The organism is Nocardia rhamnosiphila NBRC 108938 (genome assembly GCF_000720425.1).
GTDB lineage: Bacteria > Actinomycetota > Actinomycetes > Mycobacteriales > Mycobacteriaceae > Nocardia > Nocardia rhamnosiphila.
Genome location: NZ_JOAJ01000009.1, coordinates 387,911 through 405,960 on the forward strand (window position 1 = coordinate 387,911; position 18,050 = coordinate 405,960).

At 66.8% G+C, this 18,050-nt stretch carries 15 protein-coding genes and 2 tRNA genes; 6 read left to right on the top strand and 11 right to left on the bottom strand.

What is annotated here, in order from left to right; all coding sequences use genetic code 11:
- The first annotated feature begins 642 nt into the window (after positions 1-642).
- Entirely contained in the window at positions 643-1,548 is a 906-nt protein-coding gene (locus IG75_RS0128505) for an oxygenase MpaB family protein (RefSeq protein ID WP_030524434.1), read from the top strand.
- An 88-nt stretch (positions 1,549-1,636) separates the two neighbouring features.
- Positions 1,637-2,146, top strand: coding sequence for a thioesterase family protein (locus tag IG75_RS0128510; RefSeq protein ID WP_030524435.1), 510 nt, complete (start codon positions 1,637-1,639; stop codon positions 2,144-2,146).
- On the opposite strand, the gene IG75_RS0128515 is transcribed toward IG75_RS0128510, so the two are convergent.
- On the bottom strand, positions 2,143-2,442 hold the full coding sequence (locus IG75_RS0128515) for a cold-shock protein (RefSeq protein ID WP_051714988.1): 300 nt from the start codon (positions 2,440-2,442) through the stop codon (positions 2,143-2,145). The two genes, IG75_RS0128510 and IG75_RS0128515, sit on opposite strands and share 4 nt — an antisense overlap.
- Before the next feature lie 112 nt (positions 2,443-2,554).
- On the opposite strand from IG75_RS0128515, the gene IG75_RS0128520 reads away from it, so the two are divergent.
- Together IG75_RS0128520 and IG75_RS37580 are read left to right on the top strand one after the other, a co-directional pair.
- Positions 2,555-3,196 (top strand): class I SAM-dependent methyltransferase, encoded by a 642-nt coding sequence (locus IG75_RS0128520; protein WP_030524437.1) that lies wholly within the window; start codon positions 2,555-2,557, stop codon positions 3,194-3,196.
- A gap of 156 nt (positions 3,197-3,352) precedes the next feature.
- The gene (locus IG75_RS37580) at positions 3,353-3,886 is read left to right on the top strand and encodes a helix-turn-helix domain-containing protein (protein ID WP_051714989.1); all 534 of its coding nucleotides are present in this window, start codon (positions 3,353-3,355) and stop codon (positions 3,884-3,886) included.
- Between the two features lie 27 nt (positions 3,887-3,913).
- Here the strand turns inward: IG75_RS37580 and IG75_RS0128530 are convergent, their stop codons facing one another.
- On the bottom strand, positions 3,914-4,978 hold the full coding sequence (locus IG75_RS0128530; RefSeq protein ID WP_156059200.1) for an NAD(P)-dependent oxidoreductase: 1,065 nt from the start codon (positions 4,976-4,978) through the stop codon (positions 3,914-3,916).
- Between IG75_RS0128530 and IG75_RS0128540 the strand changes: the two genes are divergently transcribed.
- Entirely contained in the window at positions 4,972-5,277 is a 306-nt protein-coding gene (locus IG75_RS0128540) for a winged helix-turn-helix transcriptional regulator (RefSeq protein WP_051714990.1), read from the top strand. The genes IG75_RS0128530 and IG75_RS0128540 overlap by 7 nt on opposite strands.
- A gap of 10 nt (positions 5,278-5,287) precedes the next feature.
- On the opposite strand, the gene IG75_RS0128545 is transcribed toward IG75_RS0128540, so the two are convergent.
- Positions 5,288-5,360: transfer RNA gene (locus IG75_RS0128545), tRNA-Ala, on the bottom strand.
- A 92-nt stretch (positions 5,361-5,452) separates the two neighbouring features.
- On the bottom strand, positions 5,453-6,730 hold the full coding sequence (locus IG75_RS0128550; protein WP_030524441.1) for an oxygenase MpaB family protein: 1,278 nt from the start codon (positions 6,728-6,730) through the stop codon (positions 5,453-5,455).
- 255 nt (positions 6,731-6,985) lie between these two features.
- Here IG75_RS0128550 and IG75_RS0128560 point away from each other — a divergent pair, with 255 nt between their 5' ends.
- Entirely contained in the window at positions 6,986-7,636 is a 651-nt protein-coding gene (locus tag IG75_RS0128560) for a TetR/AcrR family transcriptional regulator (RefSeq protein WP_063834200.1), read from the top strand.
- A 298-nt stretch (positions 7,637-7,934) separates the two neighbouring features.
- Here IG75_RS0128560 and IG75_RS0128570 read toward each other — a convergent pair.
- From IG75_RS0128570 to dnaN, 7 genes are all read right to left on the bottom strand, one after another.
- Positions 7,935-8,008: transfer RNA gene (locus IG75_RS0128570), tRNA-Ile, on the bottom strand.
- 179 nt (positions 8,009-8,187) lie between these two features.
- The gene (locus IG75_RS0128575) at positions 8,188-9,297 is read right to left on the bottom strand and encodes a DUF3566 domain-containing protein (RefSeq protein ID WP_030524443.1); all 1,110 of its coding nucleotides are present in this window, start codon (positions 9,295-9,297) and stop codon (positions 8,188-8,190) included.
- Positions 9,298-9,336: 39 nt separating this feature from the next.
- Complete coding sequence (gyrA, locus tag IG75_RS0128580; protein WP_030524444.1) at positions 9,337-11,838, bottom strand: DNA gyrase subunit A; 2,502 nt, start codon at positions 11,836-11,838, stop codon at positions 9,337-9,339.
- A 67-nt stretch (positions 11,839-11,905) separates the two neighbouring features.
- Positions 11,906-13,951, bottom strand: coding sequence for a DNA topoisomerase (ATP-hydrolyzing) subunit B (gene gyrB / locus IG75_RS0128585; RefSeq protein ID WP_030524445.1), 2,046 nt, complete (start codon positions 13,949-13,951; stop codon positions 11,906-11,908).
- Between the two features lie 308 nt (positions 13,952-14,259).
- The gene (locus IG75_RS0128590; protein ID WP_030524446.1) at positions 14,260-14,826 is read right to left on the bottom strand and encodes a DUF721 family protein; all 567 of its coding nucleotides are present in this window, start codon (positions 14,824-14,826) and stop codon (positions 14,260-14,262) included.
- 348 nt (positions 14,827-15,174) lie between these two features.
- Positions 15,175-16,389, bottom strand: a complete 1,215-nt coding sequence (gene recF, locus IG75_RS0128595) for a DNA replication/repair protein RecF (RefSeq protein ID WP_081877188.1) — start codon at positions 16,387-16,389, stop codon at positions 15,175-15,177.
- Between the two features lie 184 nt (positions 16,390-16,573).
- Positions 16,574-17,749 (bottom strand): DNA polymerase III subunit beta, encoded by a 1,176-nt coding sequence (dnaN, locus tag IG75_RS0128600; RefSeq protein ID WP_030524448.1) that lies wholly within the window; start codon positions 17,747-17,749, stop codon positions 16,574-16,576.
- Positions 17,750-18,050: the final 301 nt, after the last annotated feature.

Sequence of the window (18,050 nt, forward strand, 5' to 3'; positions counted from 1 at the left end):
GGGTCGCGAGATCCCGCGCAGGGCACCACTCGATTCGGTTTCCGCGGTTACTCGATCCCGCTCCGGAGCACGACAGTCGAAGTGGCCGTGCGCACGCTCACAGTGCACAGCGGCATAGTGACAGCGGGGTCCGACAACTCGGCCCGGGCAGCGCTCGGGGAGCGCCCCGTACCCCCCATGTTCCGCTGGGCGGAATACACTGGTCCAGCAGGCCGATTCCCTTGCGCTGCAACAATTCCGGACGCTCTCATCCGTAGTGCACCAAGCCCCGCACGACACTGTGATCTGCACCGAAAAAAGTTCGAAACTCTTGGGCCCCTTGTGCGCGCATTTTCGCGATATCGCGTAGGATCGGTTCCGTCGGCCCCTCCCCCCCGGGCCGACCTTACGCGGGCCTCGGCTAACTCCCCCCCTTCGCCGAGGCCCGCTCTCATATCCGGGTTCTGTCGTCACCGGACAAGCCGACCGGCTCTTCCCTCTTCGGGTACCGCGTTCCGCTCCGCGAACACCGGTCGCGCACGGCTGCCGAATCCAACTCCCCGCCCCCGATCGGGATGCCGCGCGAATCTTTCGACGCAATGGTGAGAGGTTTGCAGTATCATCGTCTCATCGAATCGATGCAGTAGATCAAGGGAGATCCGCATGACCGCGTCCGTCGCAGCCACCGACACGCACGCTCCGGTGGAGCGCCGTCCCTTCGGTCCCGGTACCCGGACCTGGGAGGAGACCGGCCTGATCACCTTCTCCCTCACCGCGGGCTCGGCCTTCCTCCTGCAGACCATGGAACCCACCATCTCCGCGGTGGTCGATGCCCACTCCACTTTTCGTACCGACCCGATCGGCCGCGCGGTGCGCAGCCTCTCGGCGGTGATGATGTGGACCTACGGCGGCGAGGAATCGCTGGGCGAGACCGACCGGCTACGCAAGATGCACGCCACCCTCAACACCACCGACACCAAAGGCGTCCGGCACACCGCGCTGTCCAGCGGACCGTGGGCCTGGGTACTGCACACCGGCACTTTCGCCTTCTCCGAGAACGCGAAGTACTTCTCGAAACGTCCGCTCACCGCGGCGGAGAAAGAGGATTACTACCGCGAAGCCCTGCAGCTGATGCGTAACTTCTCGGTGCCACCCAAGGAACTGCCGGCGACCTACGCCGATTTCGAGAAATTCTTCGCCGACCAGGTCGAGAACCATCTGGAGGCCACCCAGACCTCGAAGGACTACCTGAAGGTCATCCGGACCATCACCCCGCCCACCCAGCTGCCGGGGGCGCTGCACCCGGTATGGCGGGTGCTGACCGGTCCGTTCGGCCGGATGCAGTACTTCGTCACCGTGGGCACCACGCCGGAAGCGGCCCGCCGCAAACTCGGTCTCACCTGGAGCGAATCCGACGAGCGCAAACTGCGGATCCTCGGCTGGTTCCTCGCCCGGCTGGTGCCGCTGCTGCCGGAACGGCTGCGGTACTTCCCCATCGCCTACGAGGCCCGCAGGCTCGAACGCGACAAGGCGCGGTTGCGCAAGGTCATCGACGTGCGGCCGCTCTGAAGCCAGGGGTGACGACGGCCCCGGATCCCACGGATCCGGGGCCGTTCTCCGTGTCGATACACTTCGCCGGGACGAGGAGGAGCTGATCATGACCGGGACGATTTCGATTCCCAGCTACGAGCAGGTGGTGACGCTGCCCCGCGAACTGGGGCCGATCACGGTCCCGGAGGCCTATCGCGACGAGAACGACCATATGAACGTCACGCACTATTTCGCGTTGTGCGTATCGGCCGCGACCGGCGCCTTCGAACGGGCCGGGATCACCGACGAATACCGTGCCACCCGGGGTGCCGGGTTCTTCACCGGTGAACACCACATCCGGTACTACTCCGAAAACCGGATCGGCGAAGAGATTTCGATCCATGTACGCGGAGTCGACCGTTCGGACAAGGTCGTACACGCCATGGCACTACTGGTCAACGACAGCACCCGGCGGCTCAGTTGCACCCTCGAGATCATCGCCGTCCACGTCGATCTGCGCAGCCGTACGGCCGCGGCGTTCGCCTCCGATATCGCGGCCGCCCTCGACCGGGAACTGGCGTCCACCGCGGTGGACTGGCCGGCCCCGATCTGTGGCGCCATGCGAGTCCGGCGCTAACGCCGGCTCTGCCCGCCACCCGGGGCGGTATCGGGTAGCCCGGCGCCGGCCTCCGGCCGGACCGTCACCGCCTCGTGCCCGCGGGGCCGGGCAGTGCTGACGAACAGCACCGGCTGGCCCGCGTGCAGGGTGCGGTAGCCGTCGGTCTCTATGCACCGATACTCGACGAACACCTGATCGGTTCCGTCGTCGGGTTTGATGTAGCCGAAGCCCTTCTCCGAGTCGAACCAGAAGACCCGCCCGCGTCTCCAGTCCGATCCGTCGATCCCGGGCCCGCTGAAATCCGTAGCAGGCATTACCAGGTCTTCTCCCTCGTCTGTGCAGGGTCGACACCACCAAAGCTACGCCCCGGCACCGCGAACGTCACGACCACCGTCGGGTTCTGCCCCGGACACTACTGTCTTTCCGGTGACCGAATCCTGTTTTCTCTCTCGTACCCGCGCCGGTTACGACGCGATCGCCACCGCCTACGCCGAGCATGCGGCCGGGGAAATGGACAGGCGGTTCTGGGATCGAGCGGTACTGGCCGCGTTCGCCGAGTCGGTCGGTGATTCGGGTCCGGTCGCCGATATCGGATGCGGCCCGGGCCGGATCGCCGCTCATCTGGCGGCGCAAGGGATCCGGGTACACGGAATCGACCTGTCCCCGGCGATGGTGGAACTGGCGCGGAACACCCATCCGGAGATCGATTTCGAGGTGGGATCCATGACCGCGCTCGACATCCCCGACGGCTCGCGGGCCGGCGTGGTGGCCTGGTATTCCCTCATCCACATCCCGGCGGCCGAACGCGGTGGTGTGCTCGCCGAGTTCCGGCGGGTACTGCGTCCCGGCGGCAAGCTACTGCTGGCATTCCAGTCGGGTACCGACATCCTGCATCTGGACGAGGGCTACGGCCACGCCATATCGCTGGACTTCCATCGCATCTCGACCGACGAGCTCGCCGGTGCCCTCGCGGCAGCGGGTTTCACCGTCGAATTGCGACTCGACCGTAGCGCCGAGGACGGGGAGCGGACCACGCAGGCCTACATGATGGCGACCCGCTCGAGTTGATAGGAACCGATTCTTCTATCAAATGGATATTCGACAGCATCATTTCGATAGACATCAGCTTGATCAATTCACCCCGCAGAGCCCGCGGACCGCGCCCTCGATCGATCCATCGAAACGATATTTGACGGCATCATTTCGATAGACCACCCTGGTCAGGTGGTGATCAAGAAGAACCCGCTCGGCCCCACGGGCGATACTGTGCGCGCGAACGTCCTGCGGTATCGGAACCGGATGAACCTCGGCTATGCCGATCTGGCGCGCAGGCTCGAGGCCATCGGGCGGCCGATCCCGGTGCTCGGCCTGTCCCGGATCGAACGGGGTGAGCGCCGGGTGGACGTGGACGATCTGATCGCGCTGGCGGTCGCGCTCGGCGTCTCACCGACCAGTCTGCTGCTCCCGGATACCTCCACGGCCGACGAGTCCGTGGAAGCCACCGGAATCGACGGCACGGCAGCCGATCTGCTGGGCTGGCTCCGCTTGTACACCCCGTCGGCACATATCGGTAGACCGGTCGGCGAGCGCTTCGTCCGAGACGCCATCCGGTTCATCGCCGACGCCCGGCCGCGCTGGGATATCGAAAACCTGACCCTGGAACAGCTTCCGGGCGTGGACCATATGGAGTACGCCGCCGAGATCACCGAGAAGGCGCGGCTGGCGAATCCGGCGCCACAGCCCGGCCCCCGCGGGTAGCGGCGGAGGCCGAGCCCGGCCGAAACCCTATGCGGAGTCGCCGCCACCCATCATCTCGAACACGGGCACCGGACGGCCGGCCCGCTCGCTCGCGCCCCGCGCCCGGCGCCACAACCCCTGCGCCGCACGGGAAAGGGTGGCGTCCACACCGACCTCGGTACTGGCGTCGATGATGTGCTGTGCTCCGGCGTCCATCATCTTGAAGGCAGTGAGATCGCCCCAGCCACCGGCCTTCGCCGCCGCGGCGTACTCGGTCATGAAGAACGGGTACGCCTCGCTAGACCGCACGGCGTACGGCAGGAACTGGTCGATATCGACACCGGAGCGGTCGATGACGGCGAGCGCCTGGTCGAAGGCGAGCATCCACGGATGGAAGACGATCAGCAGCGCCTGATAGAAGACCTGCGCCAGACCGTCGTCCACCCCGAGGTACTCCTGCGGACTCAGCGGCCGCAGCAGTTCGGCATGGGCTTCGAAGACCTCCCGCGGTCCGCTGTAGAACACATACGAGGCCGGGTGCGCGATATTGTCGCCCGCGGACATGAAGCCGCCGGAGAGGAATTCGGCGCCCTGCTCGCGCACCCACGCGGCACCCTTACGCGCATTCTCGGGCGAATCCGAGGACAGATTGGCGATCACCTTGCCGGACAGACTGCCGGCCACCGGGCCGAGTACGTCGTACATCGCCGCGTAGTGGGTCAGGCTGAGCACGGTCACCTCATTGGCTTCCAGCGCTTCGGCCACGGACGCGGCACGTTTCGCGCCCTCGGCCACCATCGCCTGGGCCTTGTCACCGCTGCGATTCCAAACGGTGACCTCGATACCGGCGGCGAGGAATGCCCGCACCATCGCCCGGCCCATCGGCCCCAGCCCGATGACACTGACGGACCGGATCTTCTCCTGAGACATTCGATGTCCTTCTCGGTTGTGGTTCAGCTGGTTGCGGCGCCGATACCGATGCTGGTCACGCGGGTAGAGTCGGACAAGAACGCACCTGCGGATGTGGTTGCTTACCGCCAGGTCCGTAACGAGGTCAGGAGGAGAAGGTGGCCGGCGTGAGTGATGCGGATCACCAAGTGTGCGGGATGTCATTGGCCATCGATGTGGTCGGCGGCAAGTGGAAACTGCACCTGATGTGGGTCCTGGGCACGAGCCCGCAGCGGTTCGGCCAGATCCGCCGGGCGTTGACGGGGGTGAGCGAGAAAGTGCTGACCGAGAATCTGCGCCAGCTCGAAGCCGGCGGCGTGGTGCGGCGTGAGGTGTACGCGGAGGTGCCGCCGCGAGTCGAATACTCGCTGACCCCGCTCGGAGAGGAACTCGCAGAGGCGCTGCGCCCGCTCGAGGAATGGGGAGACAGGCACCGCGGCCATCTGGCCGCAGTCGCCTGCTGAATACCGGAAGTGGAGCCTAGGGGAATCGAACCCCTAACCCCTGCCTTGCAAAGGCAGTGCTCTGCCAATTGAGCTAAGGCCCCGGGCAGCCGTGCGGCCTGAGCCGCGAGTCGCCTGCGAAACACTAGCGTTCCGGCACGTACACCGTCAAACAAGGATACCCGGGGGCGGCCGATCAGCGTCGCAGGGCGCCGGTCGCCTCGAACTCCGCTTCCCGGCCCTGCATCTGCTCGCGATACCAGTTCTCCCGGTGCCAGAGCATGATCCGCTCGTGCACCCGGCCCAGCGGCGGCACGCGGCGGAGGAATTCCACGGCGGTGACCAGCGGGATTCTGGCGATGGGGACGAGCACCCACGGGAAGGCCGCCGGCATCCGGTAGCGGCGCCGGGTGGTGGGCAGCATGTAAAGGGCCGAGTACGCCGAGTTGATCCGATAGTTGTAGTGCGCCCGCAGCCGGGCCGGGCCCCGCTGCTCCGGGCGGGGGGCGAACGCCGCGGGATAGGACTCGATGAGTTCGGCGCCCTGCGCACCGGAGTCGTACGCCCGGGCGACCATCGTCATCGCCATCACCCGTAGCGTGTCGGCCACGGTCTCCGGGTGCCACGTCAGCCGGACACCCAGGAGGTATCCCATGTACTTCTGGAAATGCAGGAGCGCCCGGAACTCCGCGGGGGTCGTCTGGTAGCCCAGCGCCCAGAGTCCCAGGCCCGGGATGGTGCTGCCGGCGATCAGCGTCAGCAACTGGTAGGTCTGGCTGATCGGCAGCCCCCACCGCTCGACCTCCCATTCCGGATGCCGCTGCACGCCCGCACGCACCGAGACGTGCATGATCCGCACCTTCAGGGCGGTGGCCCGCCCCGGCGAGCCCGGACTCAGCAGCGCTCCGGGCCGGGAGACGTCCATCCAGAACCGGCAGGTCTCCAGGAAGCGGCGCAGCGCGCTGTCTCCGGCGTAACCACCGGCCAGCGAAAGCGGTGTCGCGACCGCGGATTCGGTGTACATCTCCAATGTCTCCGCACCCGCGAAGCTGAACAGCATGGTGCCCCAGCGCCGCCAGACCGCGGCGCCGCGTTCGACCAGCTCCGGCCGGACCCAGTCGGGCACCGTCTCGAACTCGTCGAACAGCTCGCGCATGGCGGTGGGGGCGTCGGGAACCGCGCCGATACCGTCGCGCAGCGCGGTGTCCAGCAGCCGGCGGCCGTGCTCCCGGCCGGTTTCCCCGCGCATCACCTCCGCGACGAACCGTTCCGCGACCGGGTCGCCGGTGAACATATTCGCGCACAGCGCCCGCGCCTGCTCGTCGGTCGGGAACAGCGCCGAACCGGTCACCGCCCGGAAAACCCGTTCGACCCGCCTGACCGCGGGAGTGTCCCGGACCTGCCAGTAACGGAAGGCCGCCGGGCATCGGGTGTCCGTTGCGTCTCCGGCCGGTGTCGCCGCTGGTATCGACATCGCTGCTCTCCTCACCGGGGCCGCCCGGAACCTGGTGACGGACCGCGACGGGGCGCGTGGCCCAACCCATACCTAATCGTATGGAAATACTGTACTGGAAGGTATGGAAATCGCGCCGGAGAATTCGATACACATCCGGCGGAGACACAGCCACGCGCACGACCGGCAATCCGTCGTGATGGGCGAATACGTCGAGGCCGTCGGCCCCCTCCCCTACCATCGGAGTATGAGACTCAGCGCTGACCTGTCGAACCGATGACGGCGGGTTCGTCCACGGCTTCGCACCCCGATCCCGCCGACGACCGGACGGCGCCACCACGACCCCGATCGAAAAAAGCTCGCGCCCAACAGACCCGGCGCCGGCGGACCGCTCGGCTGTCCTACGACGACTGGGTCGACGGCGCGCTCGAACTGCTGTCCCGCGAAGGTATCGCGGCGATCAGGATCCCGCGGTTGTGCCAGGAGCTCGGCGTGACCAAGGGCAGCTTCTACTGGCATTTCGACGATATCGAACAGCTCATGGCGGCAATGGCCGACCGCTGGAGCGCGGTACAGAGCGAGAAGATTCGGGAGCTGGGCGGCTTCGCGGAGATCCCGGTGGAGGAACGGATCGAGAAGATGGCCGCCATGCTCGTCGACCACCGGCACTGGATCGTGGAGACCACGGTGCGGGAATGGTCGCGCAGCAATCCCAAGGTGGCCGATGCGGTACGCACCCTCGACCAGCGGGTGTTCGAGACGGTCTACCGGACGATGCTGGACCTGGGGTTCGACGAGAAGCAGGCCGGCCTCCGGGCGGGCGCGATGGTCTACATCGGACTCGGGTTGATCCACGGCCGGGACAATCTGCCGACGCCGACCACCGAACAGGTGTACTCGGTCATCGAACTGCTGGCCCGGCCGTGATCACAGCGGACCCGGTTGTCACCGGGGCCGGTGGCAACAACAGCGAACGTCGCCCGGGACGAGATCAGCGTGTGGTGACCTCGTGCCACAGGTCGGCGTCGTCACGCTGGCGCAGCTTGCTGATACCGATGAGAACCGCAGCGACAAGACCGATGGTGAGAACGTATTTCATGCTCTCGAGCCTAGTCCTGTGACAGCGGAAGAACTCAATTCCGGACCGGGCGGTATCCCGGGGAGCCCGGAAACGAATCAGCCCCCGAACCTTGGAAGGTTCGAGGGCCGGGTTCTCGTGCAAGTGTGGGTCTAGGAGGACTTGAACCTCCGACCTCTTCGTTATCAGCGAAGCGCTCTAACCGCCTGAGCTATAGACCCGCGGGGTTCACCGAACATCAGTTTCGCACGAGAACTGTAGTTCGACGACCGAGAACAGAGACTACAGGAAACCGTGATTTCAACCAAAACAGCTGGTCAGAACGGCGTCGAAGCTCGCCCGACAAGCGGAACGGCCGACGCCCGGATGTGGGCGCCGGCCGTTCCGGGTTTGTGCGAATTCAGTCCGGGTCGGCCAGCGTGACCTGGATCCCGCCGACCATATCGCAGCACTGGTTGTAGATGAACGTGCCGACCGTGGCCAGCGCGGTGAACAGGACGACATTGATGAGCCCGATCACCCCGGCGTAGCCGAAGACCGTACCCGCGTCGATCAGCCCCACCGATCCGCTGTCCGGGGACACCATATCGGTGAAGGTGCTGTTGAGCCGCTCCCAGACGCCCATACCCGCGAGCACCATGTACAGCAGCGCGACGGCGATCATCCACACGAAGAACATGGCCACGCTGATCACCAGAGTGATCTTCAATGTGGACCACGGATCGATACGGCGCACCTGGACGGTGGCGCGCAACGGTTCTCCGCCGAGCACCGCCTGCGGCAGCCCGCGCGGCGCCGCCGGCGCGGGCGGGGGCGCGGCCGGCGGTGTGTACGGGTTGTGCGGTTGATTGGGCGGCTGTTCCGGGGGTAGCGGATGCCGGATCTCGGAAAGATCCGGCATATCCTTCACCAGCTCCGGACGCGCGATACTGCGCGTCGGCCCGTCCAGGCCAACGGATTTGGCCATGGCCGCTTCCTTACGTGCCGCCTTGGCCGCCAGGTCGCTGGTGGTGCGGGCATTGGTGACTCCGCCCTGCAAACCCCCGCCGCCCTGCAGGCCGCCGCCGCCCTGCAGGCCGACCGACCGCTGGGCGCCGCCCACCGGCATATGGCCGGGCCGTGAGAGGTTCGACTGCGGTTCCCGCTGCGGCAACTGCGACCAGCCCTCCTGGTAGCGGTTCCCCTCGGGGCCCTTGCCGGCCTGCTGATTACCCGCGCCGCCCTGCTGATCGCCCGGCCCGCCGCCGGCCTGCGGGCCGGAATTCCGGTCCGCCGGGGCGTTGCGCGAGTCGGACGCGAATTCGCCTTGCTGCTCCTGCTTTTCGGGCTGCGGGCCGGCAGCGGGCGAACCGCCGGACGGGTTACCGCCCGGCTGTCCACCTGCCTGCTCGTGGTCCGCGGCCTCGCCCGGCCGCTGAGTCGGGCGCGGCGAAATCGGGGACGGGGCGACCCGCTCGGTCACGCCGTTCGTCTGCTGCCGCTCGTCGCTCGGCTGTTTCGGAGTGGTCAATGGGAATCCTCGGATCCGTTCTTTGCCGCCGATATGGGATTACTGCTCGGGAGAACCGCCGCCGTCGATCTGCTCGGGCTCGTCGGCGTTACGTGCGATCGCAAGCAAGGTATCGCCCTCGGCGAGGTTCATCAATCGCACGCCCTTGGTCTGCCTACCGGCCTTGCGCACCTGCCGGGCGGCAGTACGGATAACACCTCCGCTGGAGGTGATGGCATACAACTCGTCGTCGTCGTCGACGATGAGTGCACCCACCAGGGTGCCACGCCGGATGTCGTACTGGATCGTCAATACACCTTTTCCGCCACGTCCCTGCGCGGTGTACTCCTCGATAGCGGTTCGCTTGGCGTAGCCGCCCGAGGTCGCTACCAGCAGGTATGTCCCGTCGCGGACCACATTCAGCGACAGTAGGGCATCCTCGGCATTGAACCGCATACCCTGCACCCCGGAGGTGGCGCGTCCCATCGGGCGCAGCGCCTCGTCGGTGGCCGAGAAGCGGATCGACTGTCCCTGCGCCGAGACCAGCAGCAGGTCGTCCTCGGCCGAACACAGTACGGCGCCGACCAATTCGTCGTTGTCGCGCAGGTTCACCGCCACGATCCCGCCGCTGCGGTTGGAGTCGAAGTCGACCAGGCGCGACTTCTTGACCAGGCCCTTCTGCGTGGCCAGCACCAGGTAGGCGGCATCCTCGTAGGACTTGATCCGGATGACCTGGGCGATCTTCTCGTCCGGCTGGAAGGCCAGCAGATTCGCTACGTGCTGCCCGCGTGCGGTGCGGTTGGCCTCCGGCAATTCATATGCCTTGGCCCGGTATACGCGACCCTTGTTGGTGAAGAACAACAACCAGTCGTGGGTCGAGGTCACGAAGAAGTGCCGGACGATATCGTCCTGCTTCAGGCCCGCGCCCTGCACACCCTTGCCGCCGCGCTTCTGGCTGCGGTACAGATCGGTCTTGGTGCGCTTGGCGTACCCGGTCTCGGTAATGGTGACCACCACGTCCTCGCGGGCGATCAGATCCTCGTCGGCCACATCGCCGTCGGCGGAGATGATCTGGGTCCGCCGCTCGTCGCCGTAGCGCTCCACGATCTCGGCGAGTTCGTCCTTGACGATCGCGCGCTGCCGTTCCGGCTTCTCCAGAATGTCCTTCAGATCGGCGATCTCGGCCTCGAGCTTGGCCAGTTCGTCGACGATCTTCTGCCGTTCCAGCGCCGACAGACGCCGCAGCTGCATATCCAGGATCGCGGTGGCCTGGGTCTCGTCGATATCGAGCAGTTCCATCAGGCCGGTCCGCGCGGTCTCGGTATTGGCCGACCGGCGGATCAACGCGATGACCTCGTCCAGCTGATCCAGCGCCTTGACCAGACCGCGCAGGATATGGGCCCGCTCTTCGGCCTTGCGGAGCAGGTAGCGGGTACGCCGGACGATGACTTCCAGCTGATGGTTCACATACAGCCGGAGCATCTGATCCAGCCGCAGGGTGCGGGGTACGCCCTCGACGATGGAGAGCATGTTCGCACCGAAGCTGGTCTGCAGCTGGGTGTGCTTGTACAGGTTGTTCAGTACGACCTTGGCGATCGCGTCGCGTTTGACCGTGACGACGATGCGCATACCCACGCGGTCCGACGATTCGTCGTGGACATCGGCGACGCCCGCGATCCGGCCGTCCTTGACCTGCTCGGCGATCGCGTTGATGAAGTTGTCGGTGTTGACCTGGTAGGGCAGTTCGGTGATGACGATCGTGGTGCGCCCGCGGACATCTTCTTCGATTTCCACCACACCGCGCATCCGGATGGAACCGCGACCGGTGGTGTAGGCGTCGTGGATGCCCTGAGACCCGACGATCAGACCGGAGGTCGGGAAGTCGGGGCCCTTCACCCGTTCCATACAGGCGGCGAGGGCGGCTTCCTCGTCGGCCTCGTGGTTGTCGAGAATCCAGTAGATCGCCGCGGCCAGCTCGTTCAGATTGTGCGGCGGGATATTGGTCGCCATCCCGACCGCGATGCCGTTGCTGCCGTTCATCAGCATGTTCGGCACCCGGCTGGGCAGAACTACCGGTTCCTGGGTCTTACCGTCGTAGTTGGGGATGAAATCGACCGTGTCGTGGTCGATTTCCCGCAACAACTCCATGGCGAGCGGGGTGAGCCGGCATTCGGTGTACCGCATGGCGGCGGCGCCGTCGTTGCCTCGGCTGCCGAAGTTGCCCTGGCCGTCGACCAGCGGGTACCGCATCGCCCACGGCTGGGCCATGCGGACCAGGGTGTCGTAGATGGCCGAGTCGCCGTGCGGGTGGTAGTTGCCCATGGTGTCGGCCACCGGGCGGGCCGATTTCACATAGCTGCGATCGGGCCGGTAGCCGTTGTCGTGCATCGCGTACAGGATCCGGCGGTGCACCGGCTTGAGGCCGTCACGGACCTCGGGCAGCGCACGGCCCACGATCACGCTCATCGCGTAATCGATGTAGCTGCTCTGCATCTCCTGCTGGATATCGACCGGCTCGATCCGGTCGCCTGCGCTCTCCGGCGGCAGGGTGGTGTCGGTCATGCAATCTCCTAGGTACTGACGGAATACGGCGGGTCACCGCGCGCGTGGGCGCTGCGGGCGGACCGCCCTATACGTCGAGGAAGCGGACGTCCTTGGCGTTACGGGTGATGAAGCTGCGGCGAGCCGCCACATCCTCGCCCATCAGGACGCTGAACAGTTCGTCCGCGGCGGCCGCGTCGTCCAGCGTCACTTGACGGAGCACCCGGACCGAGGGGTCCATGGTGGTCTCCCACAGTTCCTTGGGGTTCATCTCGCCGAGACCCTTGTACCGCTGGATACCGTCGTCCTTGTTGATCTTCTTACCGGCCGCCAGACCGGCTTCGAGCAGACCGTCGCGCTCCCGATCGGAGTAGGCGAACTCGGGCTCGGTCCGATGCCACTTCAGCTTGTACAGGGGCGGCTGCGCAAGGAACACGTGACCGTGCTCGATGAGCGGCCGCATGAAGCGGAACAGCAGCGTCAGCAGCAGCGTCGAGATGTGCTGGCCGTCGACATCGGCGTCGGCCATCAGCACGATCTTGTGGTACCGCAGTTTGGCGATATCGAACTCGTCGTGGATGCCGGTGCCGAAAGCGGTGATGATCGACTGGACCTCGGCGTTCTTGAGGACCTTGTCGATACGCGCCTTCTCGACGTTGATGATCTTTCCGCGCAGCGGCAGGATCGCCTGGTACATGGAGTCCCGGCCGGATTTGGCCGAGCCGCCGGCGGAGTCGCCCTCGACGATGTAGATCTCGGATTTGCTCGGGTCCTTGGACCGGCAGTCGGCCAGCTTGCCCGGCAGACCGCCGATATCGGTCGCGCTCTTGCGCCGGACCAGCTCACGGGCCTTCCGCGCCGCGACCCGGGCCTGTGCCGAGGACACCGCCTTGTTGACGATGGTCTTGGCATCCGCCGGATTGGCCTCGAACCAGTGCGCGAGATGCTCGTTGCAGGACCGCTGCACGAACGACTTCACCTCGGTGTTGCCGAGTTTGGTCTTGGTCTGGCCTTCGAACTGGGGCTCGCTCACCTTGACGCTGACGATGGCGGCCAGGCCCTCGCGAATATCGTCACCGGTGAGGTTGCCGTCCTTCTCCTTGAGGAGTTTCTTCTCCTTCGCATACCGGTTGACGACCGTGGTCAGCGCCGCGCGGAAGCCCTCTTCGTGGGTGCCGCCCTCATGGGTGTTGATGGTGTTGGCGAAGGTGTGCACCGACTCGGAGTAGCCGGAATTCCACTGCATGGCGATCTCGAGCTCGTGCCCGGGACCCTTGCCGTTGAACGAGACGACCGAGTTGTGGATCGGCTGCTTGGTCCGGTTGATGTGCCGGACGAAATCTTCCAGACCGCCCGGGTAGTGATAGGTGCGGGTCTTCACCTTGGGCTCGGCCGCGGCCTTCTCGCCGTTGTCGTCGTGCTTGGGCGCTTCGGCGGTGTCGCTGACCACCTCGTCGGTGATCTCGGTGTCGCTGACGCGCTCGTCGGTCAGGACGATGGTCAGGCCCTTGTTCAGGAAGGCCATCTCCTGCAGGCGCCGCGATACGGTCTCGAAGTTGTAGGTGGTGGTCTCGAAGACCGCGGGATCGGCCCAGAACCGGATGGTGGTTCCGGTGGTCTTGGTCGGTTCGCCCTGGACCAGCTGCCCCGGGACCGCGTCCTTGTAGGTCTGGCTCCAGTGGTAACCGTCGGTGTCCACCTCGGCTTCGAGCCGGCTGGACAGCGCGTTGACCACAGAGATACCGACGCCGTGCAGACCGCCGGACACGGCATAGGAATCGGAGTCGAACTTGCCGCCGGCGTGCAGCTGGGTCATGACGACCTCGATGGTCGGGATGCCCTGGGCGTGCATGGCGACGGGAATACCACGGCCGTCGTCGACGACCTGGACACCGCCGTCGGCCAGGAGAGTGACCTCGACCCTGGTGGCGTGGCCGGCCATCGCCTCGTCGACGGAGTTGTCCACGACCTCCCAGATCAGGTGGTGCAAACCGCGCTCACCCGTGGAGCCGATGTACATGCCCGGGCGCATCCGCACCGCCTCGAGGCCTTCCAGGACCTTGATGGAGGAGGCACCGTAGTCCTGCTTTTCCGATGCGCTCGAGCCTGATGCTTTGGAGTCTTTGGCAGCCACTGGTCGGTAGCTCTCCTTACTTGCTGATCCCCGGGACGGCGGTGGGACAGCGCACGTGGGCCCGGGAACGATCAGAGGGCTGCACGCAACGCGCCGAGGGCATCGCCGCTGATTTACAGTTCCATCCTACTTCGCGGCCCAACTTACAGTGCACCTGCGACACCCCTGACGGCTTCCTGGGTGAGAGAAATCGGACCGGCACGGGTCCCCTCGCGATGCAGCCGTTTCGAAGCACCAGATTCGGCCTGAGAGTTCACTGAGGCGCGCGGGCGGTGAACGCGAGGTCGCGTTCCACGTGAAACCGGTTTCTATCCGTAGGTATCGCGGGGTCCGCGGCCCCGGATATGACGTTGCCCTTTGCGCCAGCTCGGCGCCGTCGGCCCGGAAATGCGCAGTGAACGCACCACCCCGGGCCCCACCGCCGCGCTGATCTTCGCGAGCAACTGCGCCTGTAGCAGACGTAACTGCGTGGCCCAGGCCGTGGACTCGGCCGCGACACTCAACACCCCGTTCTCGAGAGAGATCGGTTTCGCGTGGGCGGCGATGTCCTCCCCGACCACACCCGACCAGTGCCCGAACACTGTGCCCTCGGCGACTTTGGTGGACCAGCCGCGGCTGCGCGCGATCGAGGTGGCGAGCTTGGACAGCGGCTGCGGATCGCGGTCGTCGGGACGGGGACCGGACCACCCGCTGCGGCGGCGGGCACCGGAACGGAGACCGCGGCGCGGGGAAGAGCGTCCCTGGCCGACGGATTTACCGCTGGCGCGCGCCGCTGCCCGAGCCTCCTCCAGCGCCCGGCGGGCCAGGTCGACCCCGCGCAACTCCGGTTCGGTCGGAGGCGTTGCGCCACCGGGCGTTCCGGGCTGGTCGGTCATCGCTGCTCCCACTCACCGGTGCGAGTTATCCCCAGGTTCGACCGGTTTTTCCTCAGGCTGTGCACATCCGGGAACCCCCGCTCGACACCGCACCACCAGGATCGTCACAAGGGCCGCTCCATCGGGGAAACTAGCAGCTCAGGGCTGGTATTTCGGGTGCCGGTGCCGGGTGCCACCGAGTGGACCGGGCAGCCGTCCGGGGTGCGGGGCGACGACCTGGTCGAATAAGTTATCCACAGGCTGTGTATAACTGGATTCCGATACCGGACGGGGGATAACGGCCCGGTGTACCGGCTCACTCTACGAACGGCCCGGCGCGCATGCAAGACGGCGGCGGGCGCGTGTCCCTCATCCCGCCGAATCACCGGCGACCGCTGCGGGCGGGTCACCACCGGCGACCGGGCGCTCCGTCGCGAAACCGGATATCCGATGCTCCGGATCCCCGGTGGTCGTCACCCGCAACGTCACACCGATCAGCTCGGCGGGCACGTCCTCGGGAACGGCCGCGGTGATCAGCACCTGCTCGGCGGCCGCCGCCACGGTGGCCAGGGCGGCACGGCGACGCCGGTCGAGTTCGGCGAAGACATCGTCGAGCAAGAGGACCGGTTCGGCCCCGTCCGCTCGGAGCAGTTCGAACGCCGCGAGCCGCAGCGCCAGCGCGAACGACCAGGACTCCCCGTGACTGGCGAAACCCTTGGCCGGGGTTTCGCCGAGCATCAACTCCAGTTCGTCCCGATGCGGACCGACCAGGCAGACACCTCGCTCGAGCTCCTTCGCCCGCGCCGTGGCGAGTTCACGCAGCAGCGTCTCCTCCAGCAGGGCCGGGTCCCCGGTCTCGGGCGGCCGGCCGGGATCGAGCAGCGCGGCCGGCAGCGCGCCGCTGCGGTACCCGATCGCCGCCGGCCGTGACTCCGGCGCGAGAGCCGCGTATGCGTGGGCCAGATGTGGATGGAGTTCGTGGACCAGGCGCAACCGCTCCGCGAGCAGCACCGACGCATGAGCCGCCAGGTGCCCGTCCCAGACGTCCAGCGTGCCGAGGTCCGCCCGCGCGGACCGGCCCGCCGTTTTCAACAGGGCCGAACGCTGCCGCAGCACCCGGTCGTAATCGGCGCGTACGCCGGCCAGACCGGGGCGCCGTGCAGTGCACAACTCGTCCAGAAAACGACGACGCTCCCCCGGGTCGCCCCGGACCAGCGCCAGATCCTCGGGAGCGAACAACACGGTGTGCAGAATGCCGAGGATCTCCCGCGGCCGGCGCACCGGGGACCGGTTGATCTGGGCCCGGTTGGCCGCGCCGCGGTTGAGTTCGACGTCGATCCGCAATTCGCGCCCCAGATGCACCACGTTCGCGCCGATCCGGGCACGTTCGGCACCGGCCCGGACGAGTGGTGCGTCGGTGGAGACCCGGTGCGACCCCAAGGTGGACAGGTAGCCCAGCGCTTCGAGCAGGTTGGTCTTACCGTTACCGTTCGCCCCCAGGAAAACCGTAGGGCCTGTGGATAACTCGATCTCAGCGTGCTCCCAGGATCGGAAATCACGCAAGGTCAGAGCACGGATATGCACCTGTTCACACCATCCGGGGAATGACAGCCCAGTTATCCACAGCTGTGGATAACTGGGGAGAGCGCAGGTCGCGGCGCTGGTTTGCGGAGGTATCGCTACCGACCGCCACCGCAGGCACGGTACACCGGCACCGGCGGTAACGGGTGGAGGTGCGCCGGTTCGTCGTTACCGAACCCACGCCCGTTCAGCCCGGGAGCCGGACCGGCATCAACAGGTAGATGTAGTCGCTCTCCAGCGCTGGATACGCACCGGAATCGAGCGGCTCCGGCTCCTCCTCGCGGGCGGGCAGCAGCACAGCCGGGCGGCTGGGCGTGGTGAACCCGAAGGTGACCCGCTCGGAACGCAGCGCGGACAAACCATCGATCAGGTAGCCGGGGTTGAAGGCGATGGTCAGCGGTTCGCCCCGGAAATCGGCGGTGAGCCATTCCTCGGCCCGGCCGGCGTCGTCGCCACCCGCCGACAGCAGCAGGCCTTCACCGGAGAATTCCAGCCGCACCTGGGCACCGCGCTCGGCCACGAGCGCGACACGCTTGATCGCCTCGGAGAGCGAGGCGACCTCCAGCGTCGCGATAGAGGTGTGCTCCTTGGGGAGCAACTGGCGGAACTTGGGGAATTCGGCATCCAGCAGCCGGGTGGTGGTCCGCCGACCACCGTTGACGATGCCCAGCAGCCCGTCGGCGCCCGCTCCGGACCCCAGCGACAGCTGCACCGGCCGATCGGAGGCACCCAGCGTCTTGGCGGCCTCGGACAGGGTGCGGGCGGGAATGAGCACCGCGGTCTCGATATCGGTGCGCGCGGGCTGCCACTGGATGTGCCGCACCGCGAGCCGGAACCGGTCGGTCGCCGCCAAGACCACCTGCGGCCCCTCGATCTCGACCCGGATACCGGTCAGCATGGGCAGCGTGTCGTCGCGGCCGGCCGCGACGGCCACCTGGCCGACCGCCTCACCGAACACCTCGACCGCCAGCTCCCCGCTCGACTGTGGCACCTCCGGCAGTTGGGGATAGTCCTCCACCGGCATGGTCGGCAGCGAGAACTTGGCGCTCCCGCACTGGATCAGTACGCGGGTGCCGTCCACGGAAACGTCCACCGGCTTGTTGGACAGCGCTTTGGTGATATCGGCCAGCAGCTTGCCCGAGACCAGGACGCGCCCGGGACCGGCGACCTCGGCGGCGACCCGCATCTGCGCGGAGACCTCGTAGTCGAACCCGGAGACGGTCAGGCCGTCCTCGTCCACGACCAGCAGGACTCCGCCGAGTACCGGGACCGGCGGACGAGACGGCAGACTGCGCGCCACCCAGGCGACCGACTCCGCGAAATCCTCACGCGCGACCCGAAACTTCATGCCTGCAAGGTCCATCGCCCGAGGTGTCCTCTCCCGTTCAGTGTGGATCGACGGCTGTGCTGCCCCCGTGTATCCCGCTGCGCCGACTCCGCCACCGGCGCGGCGGTCGATGCGGCGGCCGGAAATCCGGACCGGCCGCCCCAGGAGTCTGGCACAAGCGGCCGACATCAGACCGTACCCCGTTTCGAGCTACGCGGTCGGCTGCCCCTCCGAGTGGAGGATACGTCGTCGGGCGGTGTCCCGGCCAGGCCGGGCGGGCGGATCCAGTCGTATCGCCCCTGCCTGGGCCGATGGCTGTGGAGAGCTGTGGATGAAC